Genomic DNA, 25,031 nt, shown 5'->3' on the forward strand with positions numbered 1-25,031 from the left:
TCATCTCCCTATAGATTTCAGTATCTTAACTGCTTCAGAAGCATTTTTGGCGTAATAGTCTGCTCCCAACTCTTTTGCAAGTTTTTCGTTCAAAGAGGCACCACCCACAATAACTGGTACTTTCAGACCCTTTTCTTTAAGTTTTTCTACTACCTCTTTGATCTTTCCTACGGTGGTTGTCATCATGGCGGAAAGTCCGAGGGCAACAGGTTTTTCCTTTTCCACTGTCTCCACTATTTTCTCGGTTTCAACATCTTTTCCCAAATCTATCACGCGATATCCGCTACTTCTGATAACAGAGGCAACGATGTTTTTTCCAATATCGTGCACATCACCTTTCACGGTTGCTATCACAAAAGTTGCTCCTTGATTGTCGGCTGGCAATAACGAAGTTAGTTTATCGAAAACAGGTTTCACAGTTTGGGCTGCCAATATGAGTTGTGGTAGAAAGATTTTTCCTTTGTCATAAAGTTCCCCCACTCGTTCCATGGCAGGTCTTAAAAGATCTTCTATCACTGAAAGGGGATCTTTCTCTTTCAGAGCCTCTTCTACTATTTTTTCTAACTCCTCTCTTTTCCCTGAGAGAATGGCGTCAACAATCTTGTCTTCTTTAACTTGTGTTTTCGGAAGTTCCTTTTTTCCAAGAATCACGAGTGTGCTGTTCAGTATTTTCATCATCATCTCATCTAAGGGGTTCATAATCGCAGAAGACAATCCTTTTGAAACTCCCAAAACAAGAAAAGATGTGTTGTAAAAACTCCTGTCTGGCATTCCAAAAGACAAATTGGATAATCCTACAGTGGTTTTGAAACCTAATTCTGAAAGAAACTCTATTGTCTTTAAAACCTCTTGAGGTCTACCATCAGCTCCCAAGGGAAGCACTCCAGGATCGAATATTACCCTCTCAACAAAGTTATTTTCTTCCAGTATTTTGAGAGCTTTCTCAAAGTTTTTTTTCCTCTCTTCGAAAGTCTTTGGTACGTCTTTTCCCATGAGAAGCACGACAAGTATTCCTCCATACTTTCTCAACAATTCTATTTTCTTTTCGATTTCTTTTTCTTCGACCTTTGAGGAATTGAAAAGAGGTCTTCCGGGATATACTTTTAGTGCTTTTTCCACGAGATGTATGTCCTGAATATCCAGCGAGAGAGGAGCGTTCGTAGTGTAGGGAATCGATTGTACGATTTTTTTAACGTATTCTGGATTTATTTGAGACTCTATTCCAAAGTTGATATCAAGAACTTCTGCGCCGTTTTCTACCTGAGATTTTGCTTCGTCTGCTACAATTTTTTCATCTCCTTCTAGCATTTTCTTCCAAAGTTTCTTACGACCGGCTGGATTTATTCTCTCACCTATCACCACGAAATGATCGAACACTACGAGTTTCGAGGGAGAAGAAATTGCAAATATTTTTTTCTTCACTCTCTGAAGAGGTTTCCTATTCCCAAGAACTTTCCTGAAGAGTTTCACGTGTTGTGGGGTGGTTCCACAGCATCCCCCAAATATGTTCACACCCGATTCGTAATAAGAATCTATGTGAAGAGCAAAATCTTCAGGTTTGAGTGGGTAGACGGTTCTTCCATTTTCTACGATAGGTTTCCCGGCGTTCGGTTCTACGACCAGGAATTTATCAGTGTATTGGGAAAGTTCTTGAAAAATAGGTAAGATCTCTTCCGGACCAAGTGAACAGTTTATTCCTAAAGCATCAACATCCATTTCATCGAAAGTAAGAGCAAAGTTAACAGGATCTGTTCCCGTAAGGCTTCTACCGTTTTCGTCGAACGTCATATGTGCCACTAGAAAAACTTCTTTTGAAATATCTCTTGTTGCGAGGACGGCTGCCTTCAATTCCAAAATATCTGAAAAGGTTTCGAAAATGATACCATCCACACCTTCTTCCACCATGATCTTCACAGTTTCTTTGTAGTTTTCATAGAATTGCTCAAACAGTGTCTCTCCCAACGGATATGGAAGTTCACCTGTGGGACCTATGTCCCCGAATACGAGCTTTTCACCGGCCGCTTTTCTCGCTATTCTCACCGCATTTCTTACAATGGATTCCAGTTTGCTTTCAAGTCCGTGTTTCTTGAGTTTCATTCTTGTTGCACCAAAGGTGTTCGTCAGTATGACATCCGACCCACTATCTATGTACGTTTTGTGAACTCGGAAAACTGCTTCAGGAGCTTTTATATTCAACTCTTCAGGGAGTTCGTCGTATCCCATTTTCATGAACTCTGTTCCATACGCTCCATCCAGAAGGAGCACTTTTTCCGTAAGAAGCTTTGCTACCTCATTTCTCTTTTTCATTCTTCTCCCTCCAGCCGATGAAGGCAGTTATGGTTTTTCTGGGGATAAGAATGTACGAATCTTCGATTATTTCAACGTCTACAACTCCTTTAAATAGCTCTGCTATTTTTTTGTTCAACGAAATGGGAAGGTCACCATAACCTGGTGATATTCTGAAGCTTCCTTCCATGTCAGAACGTTCAATTCTCAGATTTGAATCCACCATTCTGAGAGCGTACTCTACCATTTCAGAAGCGATGCTATCAATGAAAAAACCGAGGAGGTCGTTACCTTCCCTGAAGAACTCCTCAATCTTATTATCCACTTCCTTACCCAGTGTGGCGAGAAGGACTGTTATAATCTTGCTACCCTTTAGATGCTTTTCGACAAGCTCTCCTGTGAGTTCTATATCATTAAAGGAGAGCGAATCTTTTACTTTGAAATCTTCCCAAACAACAACAGGTCGTGCGACTTTCAAAAGTTCTTCGTACGCTTTTTGAACGTGTGTTCTGAACTCGTCTGGTATCTCTTTGATTTTCCCAAAACCAAGTATGGCTTTCAGCACGTTATCGGGTATTTTTACCGATCTTGGATCTATCTCAATTTTTTGCAATCTCTACCACCTTCCTTATCTTTTCAAGGTCTTTAACGATCGCTACTATGTAAAAACCGTCTATAACGTTTTTGGTTTCTTCAACGAATTTCAAAACTGCTTCAAAGCTCTTTTCTTTGACGTATTCATCACCCTTTTCAGATGAATCGATGATTTCCTTGGGGATCTCTATTCCTGGAACACCGGAGAAGTATCCCACTTGCTTGACACTTTCGAAGAACACGATGGAAGCGAGTATTTTTGTGTTCAATTTATCCTTCAAAGTGCGGGCTACATTGCCTTGAAAAAGGGGTTGTGTAACCAGAAAATCTATTCCCGCTTCTATTTTCTGTTTTGCTCTTTCTATATCTTTGTTGCTAAAAGGATTCAACGCTCCTCCCACAAAAAAGTTGGTTTTTCCGTTCATTTTGTTTCCCGCAAGATCTTTTCCTTCGTTCAGAAGTTTTGTGAGGCGAATGAGATCCAATATATCTATATCATTCACAGAAGTCGTTTTGGGATAGTCACCGTGGACCGGATTATCACCGGACAAAAGCAAAAGGTTGTTTATACCAAGAGCATGACAACCCAGAAGATCAGATTGTATTCTTATCATATTTCGAGTATTTCTCGTGAAATGCATAAGAACCTCTTTTCCACTCTCTATAAGCAAATGTGAAACCGCCCAGGGAGCCATTCTTACTCTTCCCATGGGCATATCTGTTACAGTAAACGCGTCAATACCGGTTTGCCAAGCTTTTTCTGTGAAATCGAAGAATTTTTTGAGGTTCGTTCCTCGTGGGGTCAGCACTTCCAAGACGACACATTTTCCATTCTCAAGAGATTTTTTCAACTTGCTACCTCCTTTCCTGTGTTATCATAAGATTTGGGAAAAAACTAAAGGAGGTCCTACTTATGAGGAAATGGTTTATCTTTATGTTACTGGTGATTGCGGTCCTCTCTTTTTCACAAATATTAAACTATGTCCCTGCGAATTTCAAGGTTGTTCGATATGTGAAAAATCTCTCGGAGTTTTATTCCGAAATTAAGACCCTTCCTTCTGGGCAATTTCTTACCGAAACCCTCGGCTTGGAAATGATGATCCAAGGGATCTTGGAATCACAGCTTCTCAATCAAGGCATAGAACCCTCCGATTTCTACGATCTTCTTTCCCATGAATTTCTTTATGTGCAGTTGGATAATAAAAACTTTTGTTTGATAGTGGGGCCGTCTAAAAGTACCAAAAGACTCAAAGAAAACATAAAATCCATCGTATCCGAACTTTTCGGAGTGGGAGATATTATCGTTGCAGAGGATAACGATTACCTTTTCTTGGGAACAAGTGAAGCGGTGAATTCAACTTTGAAAGGTGGAGGAGATGTACCAGAGGAATTGAAGAAATTAGATTTCTTTGGGTATGCAAAGGTTCAGGTGGGTGATTATTCCTTCACAATTGTGAACAAAAAGGAGATAGCTGGAGATCATCTCACCTTGGAAACAGAGATCGTTCCCGAGGATGAATCTTCGAAATCTTTTCTGGAAAAGCTAGGAAAGTCAAAAGAGGTACCACCAGATTATTATGTCTACGGTGAGTTAACGATTATTTTCAACACAGAGGATTACAAAGGTCTGAGAGACATTATCTCAGATGTTGGTTTCAGCTTTCCAAGTAATGGATCAGGGCTTCCTTTTCAGCCACCGGACATGGATGTAGAAAAGATTTTGGACACTCTTTCAGAAAGTTTGGACACTCCTATGTTTTTCTCCGCTAACATTTCCGGGGCTTTAATGGATCTGATAGCAGGATCTACACCTACTAACCTTGAAATCATCGCAAGAGCGAAACTGAAAGATTCAAAGTCCATTGTCGAAAAAGTCTTGAAAGAGGCAGGAATTCGGTACGAAAAAAGCGGAGATAAATTCATCCTTGAGAATAACTTCCATCTTGTGGTGAGCGATGGAGCGATTACTTTGAAGAGTAAAACTTTCAGCCCAAAAACTTTGAAAGAGCATCCTGATGGGAAAGATGTGTTCTTCCTCTTCTTGGATATGAAGACGGTAATGGAAGCTCTTGTAGGAGAAGGGGAGGAAGCCTATATATTGGCAAAAGCTTGGTATGAAAATGGTAGAATGCTTCTCTATGTTAACGTGAAATGATAGTGAAGTAAATCGTAAGCTTCTGAGTTTATAATAAATCTTTGGATACGAAAGGAAAAGGAGGGAGTCAAAGATGTCTAAGAAATACGTGTACTTCTTTGCAAACGGTAAAGCAGAAGGTCGGGCAGATATGAAAGACATCCTTGGTGGTAAAGGTGCCAATCTTGCTGAAATGACCAACTTGGGAATACCAGTTCCTCCTGGTTTCACCATCTCTGCTGAAGTGTGTAAGTACTATTATGATCATGGAAGAACCTACCCTGAGGAGCTGAAGGAACAAGTCGAGGAAGCAATGAGAAGACTTGAAGAGGTTACTGGGAAGAAGTTCGGTGATCCTAGTAATCCACTCCTCGTTTCTGTCAGGTCCGGTGCAGCCATTTCCATGCCAGGAATGATGGACACCGTCCTTAATCTCGGTTTGAACGATGAGACTGTAAAAGGACTTGCCAAATTGACCAACAACGAGAGATTCGCTTATGATGCTTACAGAAGATTCCTTCAAATGTTCGGTGATGTTGTCCTCAAGATTCCCCATGAGAAATTTGAAAAAGCTCTCGAAGAGTTGAAAAAGGAAAAAGGTGTTAAGCTCGACACAGAACTTGATGCTGAAGATCTGAAAAAGCTTGTCGAAAGGTACAAGGAGATCTACAAAGAAGAGGGAAAAGAATTTCCGCAGGATCCTTGGAAACAACTTTGGCTCGCCATCGATGCTGTATTTGGTAGCTGGATGAACGAAAGAGCTATCAAATACAGACAAATTCATGGAATCAAAGAAGGAGATCTTCTTGGAACCGCTGTCAACATCGTAGCTATGGTTTTCGGTAACATGGGTGAGGATTCCGGAACAGGTGTGGCTTTCACCAGAGATCCGAACACTGGTGAAAAGAAACCTTACGGTGAATTTTTGCCAAATGCTCAAGGTGAAGATGTTGTTGCCGGTATACGAACCCCTCTGAAACTTGAAGAATTGAAGAACAGGATGCCGGAGGTTTACAATCAGCTCCTTGAGATAATGGAAAAACTCGAAAAGCACTACAGAGACATGCAAGACATAGAGTTTACTGTTGAAAAAGGAAAGCTCTACATCCTTCAGACGAGAAATGGAAAGAGGACATCTCAAGCAGCTATAAGAATAGCCGTTGATATGGTGCATGAAGGACTCATTACAAAAGAAGAGGCAGTACTCAGAGTCAGACCCGAAGATGTCGAACAAGTATTGCATCCTGTTTTCGACCCGAAAGAAAAAGCACAGGCAAAGGTTATAGCCAAAGGGTTGCCCGCATCTCCTGGTGCTGCCACTGGAAAAGTTGTCTTCAACGCCAAGAAGGCTGAAGAACTTGGGAAATCAGGAGAGCAGGTTATCTTGGTGAGGCCGGAAACCAGTCCTGAAGATGTTGGAGGTATGGCGGCTGCTCAGGGAATTCTCACCTCCAGAGGAGGTATGACTTCCCACGCTGCGGTTGTTGCAAGAGGAATGGGGAAACCGGCAGTTGTTGGAGCAGAATCTATCGAAGTTCATCCAGATTCTGGTTATTTCAAGGTGGGGGACGTCACTGTTAAGGAAGGAGAATGGATCTCTATCGATGGAACGACCGGTGAAGTTCTTCTTGGAAAGGTAACAACCATAAAGCCTCAGGGTCTTGAAGGACCTGTTGCCGAACTTTTGCAGTGGGCTGATGAAATCAGAAGGCTCGGCGTAAGAACCAATGCTGATATTCCAAGAGATGCAGAAGTTGCTAGGAGATTTGGAGCAGAGGGAATTGGTTTGTGTAGAACCGAACACATGTTCTTTGAGAAGGACAGAATACCGAAGGTAAGAAGAATGATCCTTGCAAAGACCAAAGAGGAAAGAGAAAAAGCATTGAACGAGCTCTTGCCGCTCCAGAAAGAAGACTTTAAGGGACTCTTCAGAGTCATGAAAGGACTCCCTGTGACTATCAGGCTTATAGACCCACCGCTACACGAATTCTTGCCTCAAGAGGATGAACAGATAAAAGAAGTGGCGGAACAGATGGGAGTTTCTTTTGAAGAACTCAAGAACGTTGTGGAGAACCTCAGGGAACTCAACCCAATGCTTGGTCACAGAGGTTGTAGGCTCACCATTACATACCCTGAAATCGCTGTTATGCAAACAAAAGCTATAATTGGTGCTGCTATCGAACTGAAGAAAGAAGAGGGAATAGATGTCATTCCAGAGATCATGATTCCACTCGTTGGTCACGTCAATGAGATCAGGTATCTCAAGAAGGTAATTAAAGAGACAGCCGATGAACTCATCAAAGAAGCAGGTGTTGATCTTACTTATAAGATCGGAACGATGATAGAAGTCCCAAGAGCTGCTATTACTGCTCATCAAATAGCAGAAGAAGCAGAATTCTTCAGTTTTGGAACGAACGATCTCACGCAAATGACCTTTGGGTTCAGTAGAGACGACGTTGGAAAGTTCTTGCCTGAATACCTGGAAAAAGGAATTCTCGAGCATGATCCATTCAAATCCCTTGATTACGATGGTGTCGGTGAGCTTGTAAAGATAGGTACGGAGAAAGGAAGAAGCACCAGACCAGATCTCAAAGTTGGTGTTTGTGGAGAACATGGAGGAGATCCAAGATCGATTCTGTTCTTCGATAAAGTAGGGCTCGATTACGTTTCTTGTTCCCCGTACAGGGTACCTGTTGCCAGGCTTGCGGCAGCTCAGGCGGCTCTCAAAAACAAACAATGAAAATCTTAAGGCCGGGGCAAGCCCGGCCTTTACCTTGAAGGAGGTGCTGTGAATGCCGTACGTGAAGAACACAAAGGAAATTTTAGACAAGGCAAGTAAAGAAGGTTACGCTGTTGGTGCTTTCAATTTCAACAACATGGAGTTCCTGCAGGCGATTTTGGAAGCAGCTGAAGAGGAAAGTGCGCCTGTTATAGTGGCGACCTCTGAGGGAGCTATAAAATATATTGGAAAAGGTGATGTGGAGACAGGTGCGAAGCTGGCTGTTGAAATGGTAAAAACTTACGCAGAGAAGTTCTCTGTTCCGGTCGCACTTCATTTGGATCATGGAAGAGATTTTAGAATAATCATGGCTGCCATAAAAGCTGGGTATTCTTCCGTGATGATCGATGCGTCTCACCTCCCCTTCGAAGAAAATCTCAGGCAAACTAAAAAGATAGTAGAAATCGCTCATGCTGTTGGTATAAGTGTTGAAGCCGAATTAGGAAAATTGAAAGGGATTGAGGACAACGTTGTGGAAAAGGAATCCGTTCTCGTGGATCCAGAGGAAGCGAAAATTTTCGTGAAAGAAACGGAAGTGGACTTTCTCGCTCCTGCCATTGGAACCAGTCATGGGGCTTTCAAGTTCAAAGGGGAAGCACAACTCGATTTCGAACGTTTGAAAAAGGTGAAGGAATACACCCAGATTCCTCTTGTGTTACACGGGGCTTCAATGGTTCCACAAGATCTTGTCGAGCTTGCAAACGAGTACGGTGCCGAACTTGCAGGTGCAAAAGGAGTACCTGAAGACATGTTGAGAAAAGCTATAGAACTTGGCATTAACAAAATAAACACTGATACTGACTTGAGAATTACGTTCGTTGCTTATCTGAGAAAGGTGCTCTCCGAGGACAAATCTCAAATAGATCCCAGAAAAATCTTCAAACCTGTTTTTGAAGAAGTGAAAAAAACTGTTAAGGAAAGAATTAGGATATTCGGTTCAAGTGGAAAGGTGTGAGGTGAAAAAGATGAAGGTTCTAGTAATAAACTCTGGAAGTTCTTCCATAAAGTATCAGCTCATAGAGATGGAAAAAGAGGAGGTTCTTTGTAAAGGAATCGCTGAAAGAATAGGAATAGAAGGTAGCAGGCTTGTTCATAGGGTGAACGAGGAAAAGCACATTATAGAGGAGACACTTCCCGATCACGAACGGGCACTGAAGTTAGTTTTGGACACACTTGTGAATGAGAAACTGGGGGTTATAAAAGATCTCAAAGAAATAGATGCTGTCGGCCATAGAGTGGTTCACGGTGGTGAAAAGTTCAAGGAATCTGTTCTCATTGATGATGAAGTATTGAAAGCAATTGAAGAGGTCGCGCCACTTGCCCCCCTTCACAATCCTGCAAATCTTATGGGAATAAAGGCTGCTATGAAACTCCTTCCTGGTGTTCCAAATGTTGCTGTTTTTGACACAGCATTTCACCAGACAATTCCTCAAAAAGCTTATCTTTATGCTATACCCTACGAGTATTACGAAAAATACAAAATAAGACGTTATGGTTTTCATGGGACAAGTCACCGGTATGTGTCAAAAAGAGCCGCTGAGATTTTAGGAAAAAAACCTGAAGAACTCAAAATAATAACCTGTCACATAGGAAACGGGGCTTCCATCGCTGCGGTGAAGTATGGAAAATGTGTAGATACTTCGATGGGTTTTACTCCACTCGAGGGACTTGTCATGGGAACTAGATCCGGTGATCTAGATCCTGCCATACCCTTTTTCATCATGGAGAAAGAAGGTATTTCTCCACAGGAAATGTACGATATACTCAACAAAAAGAGTGGTGTCTATGGGCTCTCCAAAGGCTTCAGTTCCGATATGAGAGATATCGAAGAAGCTGCTTTGAAGGGTGATGAATGGTGTAAACTCGTTTTGGATATTTATCATTATCGAGTGGCTAAATACATAGGAGCATACGCGGCTGTCATGAATGGAGTGGATGCGATTGTCTTCACTGCGGGTGTGGGCGAGAATTCGCCGATCACAAGAGAGGATGTATGCTCCTATTTGGAATACCTTGGGGTCAAGCTCGACACCAAGAAGAATGAGGAAACGATAAGAGGGAAGGAAGGAATTATCTCCTCTTCTGATTCCAAAGTTAAAGTGCTGGTAGTTCCAACCAACGAGGAACTCATGATAGCGAGGGACACAAAGGAAATAGTAGAAAAACTCGTTAGATGAGGTGATTCAAAATTCTGCCGAAGTACAGAATTATTAGGGTATATTAAAAAGACGAGGGGTCCTGCCCCTCATTATTTTATTTAAATCAATCTACTAATCAAAAACACAAACCTTACCCATTTTCCTTGGGAGGTACATAACAGGCTGGAGAGTAGCTTGGGGTCCTCTGGCTGCTGCGGGAATAGTAACCATGCTCCCCGTTGTGATTTTCGCTATCATTGCACAGAGATACTTGATCAGAGGTCTCACTTTCGGAGCGGTGAAGGGATAAATCTTCCAATGTGTCTAAACATTCCTTCTACAGTGTAATCGAGGTAGAATTGAAATGGTGAAAGTCAAGATTAAAAGGATAAAAGGAGGAGAAGTGGGTGGAATACTTGATGTGCCACATTGAAAAAGAGCTGTTTGGTTCAACCTCCGAAGGGACTCCTGTGTATCAATATACATTGATAAATAAAAAAGGTTCAATAGCAAAGATCATAACTTATGGTGCAATATTGAGAGAACTTTGGGTGCCAGATAAGTCTGGCACTCTCTCTGATGTTGTCTTAGGATTCGATACCCTTCAGGAGTATGAGAAAAAAAATTCACACTACTTTTTTGGAGCGATTGTAGGAAGGTACGCGAACAGAATCTCTCGAGGTCGTTTTTCAATCGATGGCGTAACGTACCAACTTGCTTTGAACGATGGAGATAGACCCAACGCCCTTCACGGTGGTGTGAAGGGTTTCTACACGAGGATATTCAAGGCGATACCCATGAAAACACCTAATGGACCTTCTCTTGTTTTGAAGTATCTCAGTCACGATGGTGAGGAGGGTTATCCAGGGAATTTGGATCTTACTATCGTTTATACTCTCACGAACAGCAACGAATTGAAAATAGAATACACTGCAACTACCGATAAACCAACGATTGTGAACCTGACTCACCATTCTTACTTTAATCTCTCCGGAGAAGGAACTATCCTCGACCATGAGTTATCGGTGAACGCATATCATTACACACCGGTTGATGAAAATTTAATCCCAACTGGTGAAATAGTTCCTGTTGAGAACACACCCTATGACTTGAGAGAAGCTAAGAACTTGGGAGAAGCTATAGATCCTCTGAAGACTTCTCTGACGAAAGGATTTGATACAAACTTCGTTTTAAACGGAAAGTGCGGGGAGTTGAAACTCGCAGCTGTTTTGAAAGACAGAAAATCTGGAAGAAAAATGGAGGTTTACACGACGGAACCGGGCCTTCAACTTTATACAGGTAACTTCCTTGATGTAAAAGGAAAGTGTGGTAGGTATTATAGTTCCTATTCTGGAGTGTGTTTGGAAGCACAACACTTTCCGGATTCTCCAAATCATTCCAATTTTCCGAGCACTTTGTTGTATCCAGGAAAGGTGTATCATCAAATTACAGTGTACAAGTTCGATGTGGAAAGGTGATCTTTATACATTGGCGACAAGATGTGTTCCTGTGTGATTGGAAATTATCCATGCGGGAGGGAAAAATATGTACGAAAATGAACGAGAGAAATTGTGCGAAGCTCATATGATATTGGAAAAATACGGTCTTGTAACCTATACGAGCGGAAATGTGAGTGTGAAAATAGGGGATCACGTTTTGATAAAGCCTTCTGGTGTTCCTTATACTGTTTTGAAGCCAGAAGATTTTGTTGTAATAGAACGTCTCTACGTCCAGTATCACACTAAATATGGCCAGAAATGAGAGGGGGGAGATCATGTATCTCGTTGGGAGCGATATTGGAACGCAGGGGACGAAATCTGTTGTTGTGAACGAGAAGGGAGAAGTACTTGCGGAAGCTTTTAGAGAGTATGAGGTGCTCACACCAAAACCAAACTGGGCGGAGGAATGGCCAGATGTGTGGGTAAAGGCCGTTTTCGAGACAGTAAAAAAAGCAGTGGAAAAATCTGGTGTCCCAAAAAAAGAAATAGCTGGCATCGCTATAAGTGGTCTTTATGGAGGATCTGGAATACCTGTTGACAAAAACATGGAACCTTTGAGACCCTGTTTGATCTGGATGGATAGGAGGGCCGTGAAAGAAACCGAATGGGTAAAACAAAACGTTCCAAAGGAGAAACTCTTTGAGATCACGGGAAATTATGTAGATTCTTATTTCGGGTTCACAAAGATCATGTGGATCAGAAACAACGAGCCAGAGATTTGGAAAAAAATCTACAAATTCATCACACCGAAAGATTATGTGATCTATCAAATGACAGGTGAAATAGTGATTGATTACTCTTCCGCAGGAAATCTGGGTGGTGTGTTCGATATCAGAAAACTCACTTGGTCTAAAGAGATGTGTGATATCTTGGGGATACCAATCGAGTACTTACCTGAAAGAATAGTAAAATCCTCCGACGTGGTGGGCAAAGTAACAAAAGAAGCTTCTGAACTTTGCGGACTTCTCGAGGGAACACCTGTCGTTGCTGGTGGAATAGATGCTCCTGTTGCCCAACTTTCTGCCGGTGCACTCGAAGAAGGAGAACACGTTGCGATGGTGGGGACCTCCACTTGTTGGGGAACCGTTCACGACGGCTCAAAATTGGCTTTTGGCCTCGTAAATTATCCGTACGTGGTATACGATACCGAAAGAATTTATACTTTCGGTGGTTCTGCTACCACGGGTGCACTCGCAAGATGGTTCAAAGAACAATTTGGAGAGAGTGAGACGATAGTTGGTGAGAGGACGGGTATATCACCTTATCAATTGTTCGACAAGGAGGTGGCGAGCATCCCTCCTGGAAGTGAGGGAATAGTTGTTCTTCCGTATTTCATGGGGGAAAGATCTCCAATATGGGATCCTTCTGCAAGGGGTGTATTTTTCGGTGTAACTCTGTATCACAAAAGGGCGCATCTTTACAGAGCTTTGATGGAAGGAGGAGCATATGCTCTGAGACACAACATGGAGGAGGGTTTGAAGGCAGGGCTGAAGCTGAACGATGAATGTTGGATAGTTGGGGGTGTTTCAAAATCTTCAGTTTGGGTTAAAATATTTGCGGATGTTACGGGTTACAAAATGAGGCAAGTTGCTAGTCTTGTAGAAGCTCCATACGGAGATGCGTTTTTGGCTGGACTTGGAACGGGTGTTATAGATAAACCCGAAAGGATAAAGGAGTGGGTGAAGTACAGAGAACCTGTAGAGCCCGATCTAGAAAATAAGAGAATTTATGACAAATACTATGAGATATACAGGGAACTCTATGAAAGAACGAAAGAGCTGATGGCTAGATTATGAGAGTGAGAGATATTTTTGGGGAAAACTTCAAATGTGTCTGTGGAAAAGAGCACTCTGTTCCAAGTATAGAGATCATAGAATCTTCCATAAAAGAAGTTCCAAATGTGTTTCCTGAAGCATTTTTTGTGGCAGATAGAAACACCGCTCTTCTGGTGAATTTACCAGGAGGGCGGTATTTTGTTTTTGAAGAGGGCAGGCCTCTTGCTACGATGGAGAACGTGAAGAAGATCGCGAAAGTATCAAAGGATTTTCCAGAAATTGTTTCTGTTGGTTCGGGGAGTCTCACGGATATAACAAGGTATACTGCTTTTCTCTTTGGAAAAAGTTTTTCTTGTATTCCCACCGCTCCTTCTGTCGATGCCTACACTTCTTCCGTGGCACCTATCTTGGTTAATGGTGTGAAAAAAACGTTCAAAGCGATTCCTCCTAGAAGGATCTTCATCGATATTGATATTCTGAAAAATGCTCCTGTTGATCTTTTGAGAGCGGGAATAGGAGATATCATTGCCAAAATACCTGCAAGAATGGATTGGACTCTATCGAACGTTTTGAATGATGAACATATCTGTGATTTCGTATGGAAGGATATAAAGGACCTTCTAAAAGAAATTCTTGCAAAGTCACGATACATCCTCGAAAGGGATGAAAGTGCTGTAAGGATGCTTATGGATGCGCAACTTGTTTCTGGAATTAATATGGTCATTGTGGGGAATTCTAGACCAGCTTCCGGCGCGGAACATATGATTTCCCACTTGATAGAAATGTTTCATGAAGAGAGGGGAGAGATTCCTCCTCTTCATGGATTGAGTGTAATGATAGGTGTGTTTGTCTCAGCAAAGGCTTTTGAGTTGATAATGGAAGAATTCTTTCTTCCGAAGGAACATTTCTCTCTTGAGGAGAGAAGGAAAGAATTACTTGAAATGTTCAGTAAAGAAAAAGTGGAGGAATTCCTGAAAACTTATGAAGGGAAGAAAATTCCTACCATGATCAATTTGAAAATAATCAAAGAGTCATTGAAAGGGCTGTACGTTGAATACTTTCCACAACTACAGAGAGTTCTCAACATCCTAGATGTCCAGTCGATGTTAAAAAAGTATAGTAAAAACTTTCTAATGAAAATTGTGAGACTTGCAAACACCATAAGAGCCAGGTTCACTGTTCTCGACGTTCTTGATGGTTTGAATCTTCTGAAACCCTTCTCTGAGTATGTTTTTAATGAAATAGAATGAAAGCGTGATGTCAAAGACGAATGCTCAAAACATTTCTCAGGCAAAAGTGCTCAAATTATTGGGAATGGAAATGTTTGAAAAAAATGAGCCCCGGAGGGCTCACGGAAGTTCCGTAGTGTGCCAATATTTTTTCTTGAATTCATCTGGATCCATCTTAGCTATTTTCGCAAGCTTCTTGAGGGTTTCTTCATCTTCTAGATCTTTTTTCTCCAGTCTTATCATGTATTTTCTTGCCACTTTGTAATCTTCAGAATGTACGTCTACCAATCTGACCTTCGTTCTTTTTGTTTTTGGATCCATGAAAGCATCGAAAGGTAAGATCTTTATTCTACCACCCGCGACGCACACCATTCCTCCCGGAAGGTCCGAGTAATCTCCTAGGAGGAATCTCACTGCACCGTAACCGAGAGTTCTGGTATAAACGATGTCGAACGGAATAGGTCTCGCACTCCTGAGTTCGTATCCGATAGTTACATCAACGATGCGTACTTTTTCACCACGTTCTGCAAACCTCTTTTCTATGGCTCTTTTAAGAATCGTCGCGAGTGGTATTTCCGCGAGTCTCAGATGGCCATGTGGGTCTTTTTCGACGATCACACCGGGAATATTGGCAAGTTCCTCCGGATCTATCTTTTCAGCTATTCCTTCACCTATGATTGCAACTCCATCGTTTCTTCCCATCAATTTTCTCTTCAGAATAGCTCCATCAAGGACGTCGCAAACTTCCTCAAGTGTTACTCCTTCTTTGAACTCCTCGGGAATGATTGTGATAGTAGCACTCGCTGCCTTTCCAACACCCAAAGCCAAATGGCCTGCTTCTCTCCCCATCATAGCCACAAAATACCACCTGTCAGTTGTCCTTGAATCTTGCATGAGGTTGTATACCAATTCCGTTGCCACATGGCGTGCGGTTTCGAAGCCGAACGTCGGCATGTTGTCGGGAAGGGGGAGATCGTTGTCGATCGTCTTAGGAACGTGTGCTACTTTTATTTCTCCTTTGGATTTTTCACACACTCTACTTGCGGAGAATGCTGTGTCGTCACCACCTATCGTAACAAGATATTTTATTCCAAGTTTTTTGAGGGTTTGGACGGTTTTTTCAAGGGTCTTTTCCGATTTTGCCGGGTTCACTCTGGAAGTCCTCAGAATGGATCCACCTTCGATGTGTATTCTGGACACATCCTCAATGGACAATTTTTTCACCATATTCGTCTTTCCCTCTACAAGATGCTTGAATCCATCGTAAATACCTATGACTTCAAGACCACTGTTTATGGCTTCGATGGTAACAGAGCTGATTACGCTGTTGATTCCTGGAGCAGGACCTCCCCCAACCAGTATCCCTATCTTTTCGGCCACTTTGATCCCTCCTTTGCTTAATGTCTTCGAAATATATTCTACCAACTTTTCTGCAGAAATGTTAAACTTTTCCCTCCACTGAAAGCATTAAAATGCTAAATCGATCTGAGCCCAAGAATTTAACCTTACATTTAAGTTTATATGATAGAATTTCCAAAAGCTCTTCGTTATTTTTAATCAAACTGATGTATAGTTATACAAGTGGAGGTGTTACTTTGATACGAAAGGGATTAGAAGGGGTCAAAATATGTAAAAGTTCCATTTGCTTTCTAGATGGAGAGAATGGAAGGCTCTATTATCGAGGAATCCCAGTGGAAGAGTTGGCTGAGAAATCTTCTTTTGAGGAAACGGCTTATCTTTTGTGGTTTGGGAAACTTCCCACAAAAATAGAGTTGGAAAACTTCAGAAAAAAAATGGCAGAGTGCAGGGAGCTTTCAGACGAATCGGTAAGGATGCTGCACAATCTTCCGAAAGGACTTCATTACATAGACGTTTTGAAAATATTTCTCTCCATACAGGGTTCGACCGATGAAGTGGATGAGGATCTTGAAGATAAAGCCATAAAAATAGCCAGCGTTTTTCCAACCATTCTAGCTTATTACTACAGGTACTCTCAAGGAAAAGAAATAATAAGGCCTAGAAAAGATCTTTCACACGTGGAAAATTTTTACTACATGATGTTTGGAGATACTAATGGGAAGGTTCACCTTTTAGAATCCACGTTCATCCTGCTGATGGAACAAGATATAAACGCTTCCACTTTTGCTGCTTTGGTGATAGCATCGACACTTTCTGATATGTACTCTTCCATTGTTGGTGCGCTGGGAGCTTTAAAAGGGCCGCTCCACGGTGGAGCGAGTGAGAAGGTACCACCTATGTTGGAAGAAATAGGAAACGAGGACAGAGTGGAAGCGTTCGTCCAGAAATGCCTTTCAGAGAAGAGAAAGATCATGGGGTTTGGGCATCGAGTTTACAGAACTTTCGACCCCAGAGCAGTCTACTTAAAAAAGGTTTTACAGGAGCATTTCTCTGAAAGCAGATTGTTTAAGATTGCCCAAAGATTAGAGGAATACATTGTTTCGAACAGAATCAAAAACATATATCCCAACGTGGATCTCTATTCCAGCATTCTTTTTGAAGAATTTGGATTTCCACGAAACATGTTTACTGCTCTGTTCGCCACTGCACGTGTCGTGGGTTGGACAGCCCATGTGATAGAGTACGTAAATGACAACAAGTTGATCAGACCAACGAGTGAATACGTAGGACCTTTGAACGTTGAATACATTTCTATTGAGCGGAGGGATGAAGATGGGCAAAACTCTTGCTGAAAAAATTTTCTCTGAACATGTTGGAAAAGATGTGAAAGCTGGAGATATTGTTATTGCGAAGGTGGACATCGCTATGGCCCAGGATGGAACAGGCCCGCTCATGATAAAGGAGTTTAAAGAAATGGGATTCAAGGAGGTAAAGGTACCAAAGGCATTTCTTTTCATCGATCACGCTTCTCCGAGCCCAAAAAAGGAGCTTTCGAATTCACAAAAGATGATGAGAGAGTTTGGAAAAGAGATGGATGTAAGGGTTTACGATGCTGGTGATGGGATCTCTCATCAAATCCTTGCAGAAAGTTATGTGAAACCAGGTGATCTTGTTGCTGGAGCGGATTCACATACTTGCACTGCTGGTGGTCTCGGTGCTTTTGGTACGGGGATGGGTTCCACAGATGTTGCTATTATTTTCGGCTTAGGACAAAACTGGTTTAAAGTGCCTGAGACGATAAAGATTGTAATAAGTGGGAAACTTCAAAAAGGAGTTTATGCAAAGGACATAATCTTGGAGATCGCAAGGCTTCTGAAAAGTGACGGAGCAACTTACAAAGCGTTGGAGTTTCACGGAGATTGTATTGAGGGTATGGAAGTGGAGGACAGACTCACTATTTCGAACATGGCAGTGGAAGTGGGGGCGAAAGCAGGGCTGATGCCTTCGGATGAAAAAACAAAAGAATTTTTGAAAAAAATGGGAAGAGAGGAGGATTTTAGGGAGCTCAAAGCAGACCCGGATGCAAATTACGAAATGGAAGTGGAGATAGATGCTTCTTCACTCGAACCACTTATTTCGTTCCCACACTACGTAGACAATGTAAAAAAGGTAAGTGAAGTCGAGAAAGAGAAAATAAAGATAGATCAGGTTTTCATTGGAACGTGTACAAACGGCAGGTTACAAGACCTCGAAATCGCATTGAGGATTTTGGAGAAACACGGGAAACATCCAGATGTTAGGCTTATAGTTGGACCCGCTTCGAGGAAGGTTTACATGGATGCTCTTGAGAAAGGCATCATAAAGAAATTTGTTGAACTAGGAGCAGCCGTTATACCTCCTGGCTGTGGTCCGTGTGTTGGTATACACATGGGTGTGCTTGGAGATGCGGAGAGAGTTCTTTCTACACAAAATAGAAATTTCAAGGGTAGGATGGGGAATCCAAATGCGGAGATTTATCTTGCGTCTCCAGCTACAGCAGCTGCTACAGCGATAACTGGATACGTAACGGATCCCAGGAGATTCATTTGAAGGAGGGCAGAGTATGATAAAGGGAAAGGTTTGGAAATTCGGTGACAACATTTCCACCGATCATATAGCGCCAGGAAGGTACTTTCATTTGAGAAACAACCTTGAGGAGCTTGCAAAACATGTTTTGGAGGATGCAATGGAAGATTTTGCGAAGAGAGTTAAGAAAGGGGACATCATAGTTGCTGGAAAAAACTTTGGACTTGGGTCTTCCAGGGAACATGCAGCGCGAATCATAAAAATTGCTGGTGTTTCCTGTGTTGTAGCTAAGTCTTTCGCCAGAATTTTCTACAGAAATGCTTTCAATGTGGGTCTTCCTCTTATAGAGTTGAAAGAAGTGGATGAAATCAACCAAGGTGATGAGCTCGAGATAGACCTAGAAAACGGGATTTTAAAGGATCTTACCACGGGCAAAGAGTACAGATTCAATCCTATACCTAGATTCCTTCTTGAAATATTGAAGGAGGATGGGATCGTTAATTACTTGAAAAAACATGGTACGTTCCCGAGGGTCTAAGGGGGGAAGAGCCGTGGATGAACTCCTTGAGAAGGCTAAGAAAGTGAAAGAAGCATGGGAAAAGTTGAGAAGCGTGGAGACGAAAAAGAAGAACGAAGCTATAAAGAAAATAGCGGAAAAACTCGATAAGAAGAGAAATGAGATCTTGGAAGCGAACAAAGAAGATGTAAAAAAAGCTCGAGCAAGAGGTGTGAAAGAATCTCTTGTGGACAGGCTCGTGTTGAACAATAAGAGAATCGATGGAATGATAGAAGCGTGTGAAACGGTTGTTAAATTAAAAGATCCTGTTGGGGAAGTCATCGACTCTTGGGTGAGGGAAGACGGACTCAGAATCGCACGTGTGCGAGTTCCCATAGGCCCTATAGGAATTATTTATGAATCCAGACCCAATGTTACTTTGGAAACTTCAATTCTTGCTTTGAAAAGCGGGAACACAATTCTTCTCAGAGGTGGTTCAGATGCTTTGAACTCCAACAAAGCTATTGTTTCGGTTATGAAAGAAGCTCTTAGAGAATCGGAGATACCAGAAAGCTCCGTAGAATTCATAGAGAACACAGACAGATCTCTTGTTCTCGAAATGATCCGTCTCAGGGAGTATTTATCCCTTGTCATCCCCCGTGGGGGCTATGGACTTATAAGTTTCGTTCGTGATAATGCCACCGTTCCTGTTTTAGAAACGGGAGTAGGAAATTGCCATATCTTCGTTGATGAGAGTGCAAATTTAGAGAAAGCAATTTCCGTTATCGTCAACGCCAAAACTCAGAGGCCGGGAACATGCAATGCCGCTGAAAAATTGCTCGTTCATGAAAAGATCGCAAAAGAATTCTTACCGATAATCGTTGAGGTGTTGAAAAATCATGGAGTAGAAGTGAGAGGTTGTGAGAAAACAAGGAAAATTGTCTCTGACGTAATACCGGCAACTGATGAAGATTGGTCCACCGAGTATCTCGATATGATAATAGCGATAAAGGTAGTTAAGGACGTGAACGAAGCAATAGAGCACATAAAAAAATATTCTACTGGACATTCTGAGTCAATCTTGACAGAAAATTACTCGAATGCCAAGAAATTTGTATCAGAAATAGATGCTGCGGCTGTTTATGTGAACGCTTCCACTAGATTCACCGATGGAGGACAGTTTGGATTCGGAGCTGAAATCGGCATCAGTACACAGAGATTTCATGCGAGGGGACCAGTTGGTTTGAGAGAGCTCACTACGTACAAGTTTGTTGTGCTTGGCGATTATCATGTGAGGGAACAGTTGTGAAAGTTGTGGTTAAAGTTGGAAGTAATCTTCTCGTAAGTGGTTCAGGATTGAGAAAATCTTACATTGCTGAACTCTGTAGAGAGATCGCCTACTTAAAGCAAGAGGGTCACGATGTGGCTATTATAACTTCTGGTGCTCGTGCTGCTGGATTTACTTATCTCGGTAAGAGAAAGAGAGCCCAGGATCTTCACACGAAACAAGCCTTGTGTGCAGTAGGACAAGTACAGCTCATGAAGGTCTACGAGACTGCCTTCGATCTTTATGGTGTGAAAATCGCTCAGATTCTCCTCACAAGGGATACGTTTTCGAACAGAAAAAGGTATTTGAATCTCCGAAATACACTCATAGGTCTTTCCGAGTTCAATGTTATTCCTATAGTGAATGAAAACGATACTGTTGCGACGGAAGAGATCACCTTGGGTGACAACGATACTCTTGCTGCCATGTTTTCAATAGCATGGAATGCAGATTTATTGGTACTTTTTACAGTGGTAGACGGTGTTGTAGGAATAGATGGAAAAGTTATAGAGAAGTACGATCAAGACGTTGAATTAAAAAATTTGGGGAAAAGTAAGTGGGGAACTGGTGGTATAAAGTCGAAAGTAGAGAGTGCCCTCGTGGCTTCTCAGTGTGGTGTTAGAGTGAGTATATGTAACGGTAACGATGTTTCGAATCTCACAAAGCTTGTGAACGGAGAATCTGTGGGTACGATGTTCGAACCAAAACAAAAATTGAGGGCCAAGAAGGCGTGGATTGCGTTTTTATCGGAACCAAACGGCAAAATTTATGTGAACGAAGGGGCAGAACAAGCGCTTAAGGAAGGGAACAGTTTGTTGCCAGTTGGAGTTCTTCGTGTTGAAGGAACTTTCGATGTGGGAGATGTTGTTGAAATTGTGAATGAGAAGGAAGAACTTGTAGGAAAAGGAATTGTGAACTATTCTTCGATTGATCTTGAAAAGATAGCAGGTCATAAGACCTCGGAGTTGAAGAAAATACTAGGGTATGAGGGTAGTAAGGTGGTAATTCACATAGACAACATGTGGGTAGTGTGAAAAGGCCCGCGCAGGCGGGCTTTTTATTTTTTCAAGTTTTCTAAATATTTCTTCCAGTCGCTCATAAATCTTTCTATTCCCAAGTCCGTCATTGGATGTTTAAAGAGTTTTTCGAGAACGGAAAACGGCATGGTAACAATGTCTACTCCCATAAGAGCCGCTTCCACAACATGCATGGGATGTCTAATGCTCGCTGCGATTATCTCTGTTTCAAAACCGTAGTTATTGTAGATTTCAATGATCTCTCCGAGCATTCGCATTCCATCGTTTGAAAGATCGTCCATCCTTCCAATGAAAGGACTTACGTAAGTTGCACCCGCTTTTGCAGCTAAGATAGCTTGCGCCGGGCTGAACACGAGCGTTACATTCGTTTTTATTCTCTCGACAGAGAGAGTTTTTACCGCCTTGATACCATCTGGAGTCATCGGTATTTTGATCACCACATACTCGCTGAGTTGAGCAAGCTCTCTTGCTTCTTTGACCATGCCTTCGTAATCAAGAGAAACAACCTCCGCAGAAACAGGACCTTTCACAAGTTCGCAAATTTCTTTCACTCTCTGTTTGAATTCTGCTCCCTCTTTGGAAATCAACGTTGGATTCGTCGTGACACCATCGACTATTCCCCATTCGACACCTTTTTGAATTTCTTCTAAGTTCGCTGTATCTAAGAAGATCTTCATTCTATCACCTCCCAAGAGTTATTATCTCTTATCCTCTTTAAAGATCCACTGAAAAATTATGAAAAGTATCATAATATCTGGTTTGAGAGAAAATTTTCAACCTCTTCTTTTGTAGGCATCGCATCTACCCCTCCAATTCTTGTGATAACGATAGCGGCGATTGCATTTGCAAATCTTGCCATCTCTGCTGCATCCTCGACTGTTGTAGGTTTCCTTTCCAAGTATTTGTGAATCAAACCTGCGGTAAAAGAGTCTCCACATCCCGTTGCATCGACTGGTTTTACCTTGAAAGCAGGCACGTGTTTTACTTCTCCTTTGAATTTTATAAGGCACCCCTTTTCACCCATGGTCACAAAAAGCAGCCCATCTTCTCTTGTTGGTATTTTTCCTATAGCTTTTTCTGGATTTTCCTGAAAAATGTATTCCAAATCTTTATCACTGAGCTTTACTATATCTACTTTCGAAGAGATCTCGAGAAAATCTTTCACAAAAAGATCTTTGCTTTCAATGAGAGAAGCTCTCACGTTTGGATCATAGGAAACAGGTTTACCTACTTTTAGGAAATCCTCCATCACTTTCAGGTAGGTACTTCGAGAGGGCTCTACAGCGAGCGAATAAGATCCCACATGGAGAAAAGAAAAATCTTTTGGATCCAACTTCACTTCATCGGGTCTTAAATTAGTATCTGCGGGATTTTCCCTGAAAAACACAAAATCAGGGTTTCCCGCTTCGTCTCTTGCAACGAAAGCTAGCGTGGCTTTACAAGTTGGATCGACAACGATCTGGGATGTATCGATACCTTCTTTTTTTATCACCTGAAAAAGAAATTGGGAGAATTGGTCTCCCCCTAGCTTTCCAAGGAAGGCTACTTCTCTTCCCAACCTTTTCAACGCAACTGCGACGTTCAAAGGCGAACCTCCCGCTTTTTTTCTGAAGAGGTCACTTTGCGAGAGATTTGCACCCTTGTTTTCTGAAATGAAATCTACTACGACTTCACCTGTGCAAAGTATTTTCATGGCGACAACCTCCTTCAATATGATTTCTGTAGTAGAGTATACATATGGGGGTGAGATCATGAAGTCTCTTTTTATAGAGAGACCTAAGAGTGCAAAGATCGTCGAAGCGGAAATTCCTTCTCCTCAAAAGGGACAAGCTCTTGTGAAGGTGCTCGCCTGTGGCATTTGTGGAACAGATTATAAGATCTTCTCTGGAGAGACGGAGGCGATTTATCCTATTGTACCTGGCCATGAGATAGTGGGGATTGTAGAGTCTTCTGAAATCTTTGAAAGGGGTCAGATGGTGGTGATTGATCCGAATAGATCGTGTGGGAAATGTGATTATTGTAAAAAAGGTAAGCCAAACCTTTGTGAAAATCTTCGAGCGACTGGCGTAACAGAAACAGGAGGGTTTTCGGAGTACGTACTTGTTGAAGAGAATCAGATTTATCCCGTAGAAAAGATACCTGCTGAGAGAGCCGTATTTGCAGAGCCTCTTTCCTGTGTGCTCCATGGTGTGAAAAAGGTGAAGCACGAGTCTTTTGATCGTATTCTCATCGTTGGAGCGGGTGCAATAGGTACGATGTTTGGCCTGATTTTCAAAAAGATCTTTCCTGGGGCAGAAATCGTTCTTGTTGAAAGAAATTCCAAGCGCGCACAATTTGTTGCGCAAACGTTTGATTTGAAAGTAGAAGAACCAAGGGGTTTTTACGAACTGACGGTGGAATGCTCCGGAAGCATTGACGGATTTGAACTGTGCTTCAATCATCTGAGAGTTGGCGGTACCCTCCTTCTTTTCAGTGTTATTTCGAAAGATAAAACTTCCAAGGTGTCACCGTTTGAAATTTACAAGAAAGAATTGAAAATTTTAGGATCATACTTGAACCCATTCATCATGAAGGACGCAGTGAGAATGATAGAGTCCAACGAGTTTCCTTTTGAAAAACTTGTCACAGACAGAGTGAATCTTGAAGGAGTCAAATCCTATCTCGAAACACACAAGAAAGCACTGATGAAAGGAGTTTTTATCCCCGGATAGTTTTAACGGACGATCGTTCTATGAATTTCACTTTTAGAACAACTTGCATCGGTTGATTTTCTCTTTTTTTATTTTTCAACTTATTCAACAGTATCGTTGCTGCGATCAATCCTATTTGCTGGGGATCTTGTTTTACGCATGTTATTGGAGGGTCAAAAATTTCATTCCAATAGGCATCATCAAAACTGATTATTGATATTTCTTCGGGTATTTTGAGCTTCATTTCTCTTGCTGCTTTCAAGACTCCCAATGTCATGAGATTGTTACCAACAACAACAGCCGTCGGTCGATCTTCAGAGGCCATGATGTTTATGAAAGCGTCGTGAGCAAAATATTCGTTGGAATGACCATCTTTGAGCCATTCTTCTCTTGTTTCAATATAGTCCTTGTATTTCAAAAAGGCTTTTAATCGCATTTCTCCTGTAAATGTTCCTCTTAATGGATATATAAAGGCGATCTTTCTGTGCCCTTTCGATATGAGATACTCCATGATCGCCTTCATTCCTTCCTCGTTGTCTGAAATAACGTAGTCTGTATCGACTCCTTCTACTATCCTGTCAAAGAACACCAAGGGAATTTTGTAATCTTCTATAACTGCTTTGAACAAATCTTTGTTCGATTTAACATAAACAGGTGCTGCTAGTATTCCCTCCACACGTTGATTTATAAGGGTTTTTATTTGTTCTGCTTCTTTTTCGGGATCATCGTCAGTCGAACAGAGGAGAAGTCTGTATCCAAGGTGAAATAACGATTTTTCCATACTTGCTACTACTTCTGCAAAAAAGCTGCCGCTTAGTTCTGGAATGAGTACACCTATCGTCTTCGTTGTTCCTTTTTTCAAAGCAACTGCTAGAGGATCGGGATGATACCCCATTTCTTTTGCTGTTTCAACAATTTTTTCTCTCAAACGTTTGCTTACACCTGGTTTTCCCGATAAAGCTCGAGAAACAGCGGACACTGAGACTCCCAATTTATTTGCTATGTCTTTCATTGTAACTTTTCTCATTTCCCTTCCCTCCTTGATTTCAGAATAGATTATATCACAGCTTTAAAGATTATATAAATTTACTCTTGACTTTTCTTTAAGAGATATGATAGAATG

General features: G+C 41.7%; 21 protein-coding genes and 1 pseudogene. 15 read left to right on the forward strand and 7 right to left on the reverse strand.

Annotated elements, in window-relative coordinates:
* The 3 genes from AS005_RS04530 to AS005_RS04540 are packed head-to-tail and all read right to left on the reverse strand — an operon-like array spanning window position 1 to window position 3,731.
* Window positions 1-2,307 (reverse strand): homocysteine S-methyltransferase family protein, encoded by a 2,307-nt coding sequence (locus tag AS005_RS04530; RefSeq protein WP_101510527.1) that lies wholly within the window; start codon window positions 2,305-2,307, stop codon window positions 1-3.
* Window positions 2,291-2,899 (reverse strand): methionine synthase, encoded by a 609-nt coding sequence (locus tag AS005_RS04535; protein ID WP_101510528.1) that lies wholly within the window; start codon window positions 2,897-2,899, stop codon window positions 2,291-2,293. The genes AS005_RS04530 and AS005_RS04535 overlap by 17 nt, the downstream gene beginning before the upstream one ends.
* Window positions 2,886-3,731 carry a methylenetetrahydrofolate reductase gene (locus AS005_RS04540; RefSeq protein WP_101510529.1) on the reverse strand — a complete coding sequence of 282 codons (846 nt, stop codon included), beginning with the start codon at window positions 3,729-3,731 and terminating at the stop codon, window positions 2,886-2,888. The genes AS005_RS04535 and AS005_RS04540 overlap by 14 nt, the downstream gene beginning before the upstream one ends.
* A 62-nt stretch (window positions 3,732-3,793) precedes the next feature.
* On the opposite strand from AS005_RS04540, the gene AS005_RS04545 reads away from it, so the two are divergent.
* From AS005_RS04545 to AS005_RS04585, 9 genes and pseudogenes are all read left to right on the forward strand, one after another.
* A complete protein-coding gene (locus tag AS005_RS04545; protein WP_101510530.1) occupies window positions 3,794-5,035 on the forward strand; it encodes a hypothetical protein in 1,242 nt (413 codons plus the stop codon).
* 73 nt (window positions 5,036-5,108) lie between these two features.
* Complete coding sequence (ppdK, locus tag AS005_RS04550) at window positions 5,109-7,754, forward strand: pyruvate, phosphate dikinase (RefSeq protein WP_101510531.1); 2,646 nt, start codon at window positions 5,109-5,111, stop codon at window positions 7,752-7,754.
* Window positions 7,755-7,806: 52 nt separating this feature from the next.
* Window positions 7,807-8,748 carry a class II fructose-1,6-bisphosphate aldolase gene (fba, locus tag AS005_RS04555; RefSeq protein ID WP_101510532.1) on the forward strand — a complete coding sequence of 314 codons (942 nt, stop codon included), beginning with the start codon at window positions 7,807-7,809 and terminating at the stop codon, window positions 8,746-8,748.
* A gap of 10 nt (window positions 8,749-8,758) precedes the next feature.
* Window positions 8,759-9,970: an acetate kinase gene (gene ackA, locus AS005_RS04560; RefSeq protein WP_101510533.1), complete on the forward strand. Its 1,212-nt coding sequence runs from the start codon at window positions 8,759-8,761 to the stop codon at window positions 9,968-9,970.
* 97 nt (window positions 9,971-10,067) lie between these two features.
* Window positions 10,068-10,241: pseudogene (locus AS005_RS08885) on the forward strand (carbohydrate ABC transporter permease); the annotation flags it as partial.
* 97 nt (window positions 10,242-10,338) lie between these two features.
* Entirely contained in the window at window positions 10,339-11,409 is a 1,071-nt protein-coding gene (locus AS005_RS04570) for an aldose epimerase family protein (protein WP_101510534.1), read from the forward strand.
* A gap of 67 nt (window positions 11,410-11,476) precedes the next feature.
* Window positions 11,477-11,692 carry a class II aldolase/adducin family protein gene (locus AS005_RS04575; RefSeq protein WP_233186246.1) on the forward strand — a complete coding sequence of 72 codons (216 nt, stop codon included), beginning with the start codon at window positions 11,477-11,479 and terminating at the stop codon, window positions 11,690-11,692.
* 13 nt (window positions 11,693-11,705) lie between these two features.
* Window positions 11,706-13,226: an FGGY-family carbohydrate kinase gene (locus tag AS005_RS04580; protein WP_101510535.1), complete on the forward strand. Its 1,521-nt coding sequence runs from the start codon at window positions 11,706-11,708 to the stop codon at window positions 13,224-13,226.
* Window positions 13,223-14,455: a sn-glycerol-1-phosphate dehydrogenase gene (locus AS005_RS04585; protein ID WP_233186247.1), complete on the forward strand. Its 1,233-nt coding sequence runs from the start codon at window positions 13,223-13,225 to the stop codon at window positions 14,453-14,455. The genes AS005_RS04580 and AS005_RS04585 overlap by 4 nt, the downstream gene beginning before the upstream one ends.
* A gap of 99 nt (window positions 14,456-14,554) precedes the next feature.
* Here AS005_RS04585 and pfp read toward each other — a convergent pair whose 3' ends face one another.
* Window positions 14,555-15,814: a diphosphate--fructose-6-phosphate 1-phosphotransferase gene (gene pfp, locus AS005_RS04590; RefSeq protein WP_101510536.1), complete on the reverse strand. Its 1,260-nt coding sequence runs from the start codon at window positions 15,812-15,814 to the stop codon at window positions 14,555-14,557.
* Between the two features lie 215 nt (window positions 15,815-16,029).
* Between pfp and AS005_RS04595 the strand changes: the two genes are divergently transcribed.
* The 5 genes from AS005_RS04595 to proB are packed head-to-tail and all read left to right on the forward strand — an operon-like array spanning window position 16,030 to window position 21,215.
* On the forward strand, window positions 16,030-17,145 hold the full coding sequence (locus AS005_RS04595; RefSeq protein ID WP_101510537.1) for a citrate synthase/methylcitrate synthase: 1,116 nt from the start codon (window positions 16,030-16,032) through the stop codon (window positions 17,143-17,145).
* Window positions 17,126-18,382 carry a 3-isopropylmalate dehydratase large subunit gene (locus tag AS005_RS04600; RefSeq protein WP_101510538.1) on the forward strand — a complete coding sequence of 419 codons (1,257 nt, stop codon included), beginning with the start codon at window positions 17,126-17,128 and terminating at the stop codon, window positions 18,380-18,382. The genes AS005_RS04595 and AS005_RS04600 overlap by 20 nt, the downstream gene beginning before the upstream one ends.
* Window positions 18,383-18,395: 13 nt before the next feature.
* Window positions 18,396-18,896: a 3-isopropylmalate dehydratase small subunit gene (locus tag AS005_RS04605; protein WP_101510539.1), complete on the forward strand. Its 501-nt coding sequence runs from the start codon at window positions 18,396-18,398 to the stop codon at window positions 18,894-18,896.
* A 13-nt stretch (window positions 18,897-18,909) separates the two neighbouring features.
* On the forward strand, window positions 18,910-20,163 hold the full coding sequence (locus tag AS005_RS04610; protein WP_101510540.1) for a glutamate-5-semialdehyde dehydrogenase: 1,254 nt from the start codon (window positions 18,910-18,912) through the stop codon (window positions 20,161-20,163).
* Window positions 20,160-21,215 carry a glutamate 5-kinase gene (proB, locus tag AS005_RS04615; protein ID WP_101510541.1) on the forward strand — a complete coding sequence of 352 codons (1,056 nt, stop codon included), beginning with the start codon at window positions 20,160-20,162 and terminating at the stop codon, window positions 21,213-21,215. Before AS005_RS04610 ends, proB begins: the two co-directional genes overlap by 4 nt.
* A 23-nt stretch (window positions 21,216-21,238) precedes the next feature.
* Here proB and fsa read toward each other — a convergent pair whose 3' ends face one another.
* Both fsa and AS005_RS04625 read right to left on the reverse strand, forming a co-directional pair.
* On the reverse strand, window positions 21,239-21,895 hold the full coding sequence (gene fsa / locus AS005_RS04620) for a fructose-6-phosphate aldolase (protein WP_101510542.1): 657 nt from the start codon (window positions 21,893-21,895) through the stop codon (window positions 21,239-21,241).
* Window positions 21,896-21,963: 68 nt separating this feature from the next.
* Window positions 21,964-22,911 (reverse strand): carbohydrate kinase, encoded by a 948-nt coding sequence (locus AS005_RS04625; RefSeq protein ID WP_101510543.1) that lies wholly within the window; start codon window positions 22,909-22,911, stop codon window positions 21,964-21,966.
* Window positions 22,912-22,969: 58 nt separating this feature from the next.
* Between AS005_RS04625 and AS005_RS04630 the strand changes: the two genes are divergently transcribed.
* Window positions 22,970-23,929, forward strand: a complete 960-nt coding sequence (locus AS005_RS04630; protein ID WP_101510544.1) for an alcohol dehydrogenase catalytic domain-containing protein — start codon at window positions 22,970-22,972, stop codon at window positions 23,927-23,929.
* Here AS005_RS04630 and AS005_RS04635 read toward each other — a convergent pair.
* The gene (locus AS005_RS04635) at window positions 23,916-24,968 is read right to left on the reverse strand and encodes a LacI family DNA-binding transcriptional regulator (protein ID WP_369819486.1); all 1,053 of its coding nucleotides are present in this window, start codon (window positions 24,966-24,968) and stop codon (window positions 23,916-23,918) included. The genes AS005_RS04630 and AS005_RS04635 overlap by 14 nt on opposite strands.
* Between the last annotated feature and the right edge of the window lie 63 nt (window positions 24,969-25,031).

The organism is Thermotoga sp. KOL6 (assembly GCF_002866025.1).
Lineage (GTDB): Bacteria > Thermotogota > Thermotogae > Thermotogales > Thermotogaceae > Thermotoga.

Bases quoted from the DNA above. Each gene is read 5' to 3' on its own strand.
- ppdK (WP_101510531.1), top strand. From the start codon at position 5,109: ATGTCTAAGAAATACGTGTACTTCTTTGCAAACGGTAAAGCAGAAGGT.
- fsa (WP_101510542.1), bottom strand. From the start codon at position 21,895: ATGAAGATCTTCTTAGATACAGCGAACTTAGAAGAAATTCAAAAAGGT.
- AS005_RS04625 (WP_101510543.1), bottom strand. From the start codon at position 22,911: ATGAAAATACTTTGCACAGGTGAAGTCGTAGTAGATTTCATTTCAGAA.
- AS005_RS04575 (WP_233186246.1), top strand. From the start codon at position 11,477: ATGTACGAAAATGAACGAGAGAAATTGTGCGAAGCTCATATGATATTG.
- fba (WP_101510532.1), top strand. From the start codon at position 7,807: ATGCCGTACGTGAAGAACACAAAGGAAATTTTAGACAAGGCAAGTAAA.
- AS005_RS04600 (WP_101510538.1), top strand. From the start codon at position 17,126: ATGGGCAAAACTCTTGCTGAAAAAATTTTCTCTGAACATGTTGGAAAA.
- AS005_RS04580 (WP_101510535.1), top strand. From the start codon at position 11,706: ATGTATCTCGTTGGGAGCGATATTGGAACGCAGGGGACGAAATCTGTT.
- ackA (WP_101510533.1), top strand. From the start codon at position 8,759: ATGAAGGTTCTAGTAATAAACTCTGGAAGTTCTTCCATAAAGTATCAG.
- AS005_RS04585 (WP_233186247.1), top strand. From the start codon at position 13,223: ATGAGAGTGAGAGATATTTTTGGGGAAAACTTCAAATGTGTCTGTGGA.
- AS005_RS04530 (WP_101510527.1), bottom strand. From the start codon at position 2,307: ATGAAAAAGAGAAATGAGGTAGCAAAGCTTCTTACGGAAAAAGTGCTC.
- AS005_RS04605 (WP_101510539.1), top strand. From the start codon at position 18,396: ATGATAAAGGGAAAGGTTTGGAAATTCGGTGACAACATTTCCACCGAT.
- AS005_RS04545 (WP_101510530.1), top strand. From the start codon at position 3,794: ATGAGGAAATGGTTTATCTTTATGTTACTGGTGATTGCGGTCCTCTCT.
- AS005_RS04630 (WP_101510544.1), top strand. From the start codon at position 22,970: ATGAAGTCTCTTTTTATAGAGAGACCTAAGAGTGCAAAGATCGTCGAA.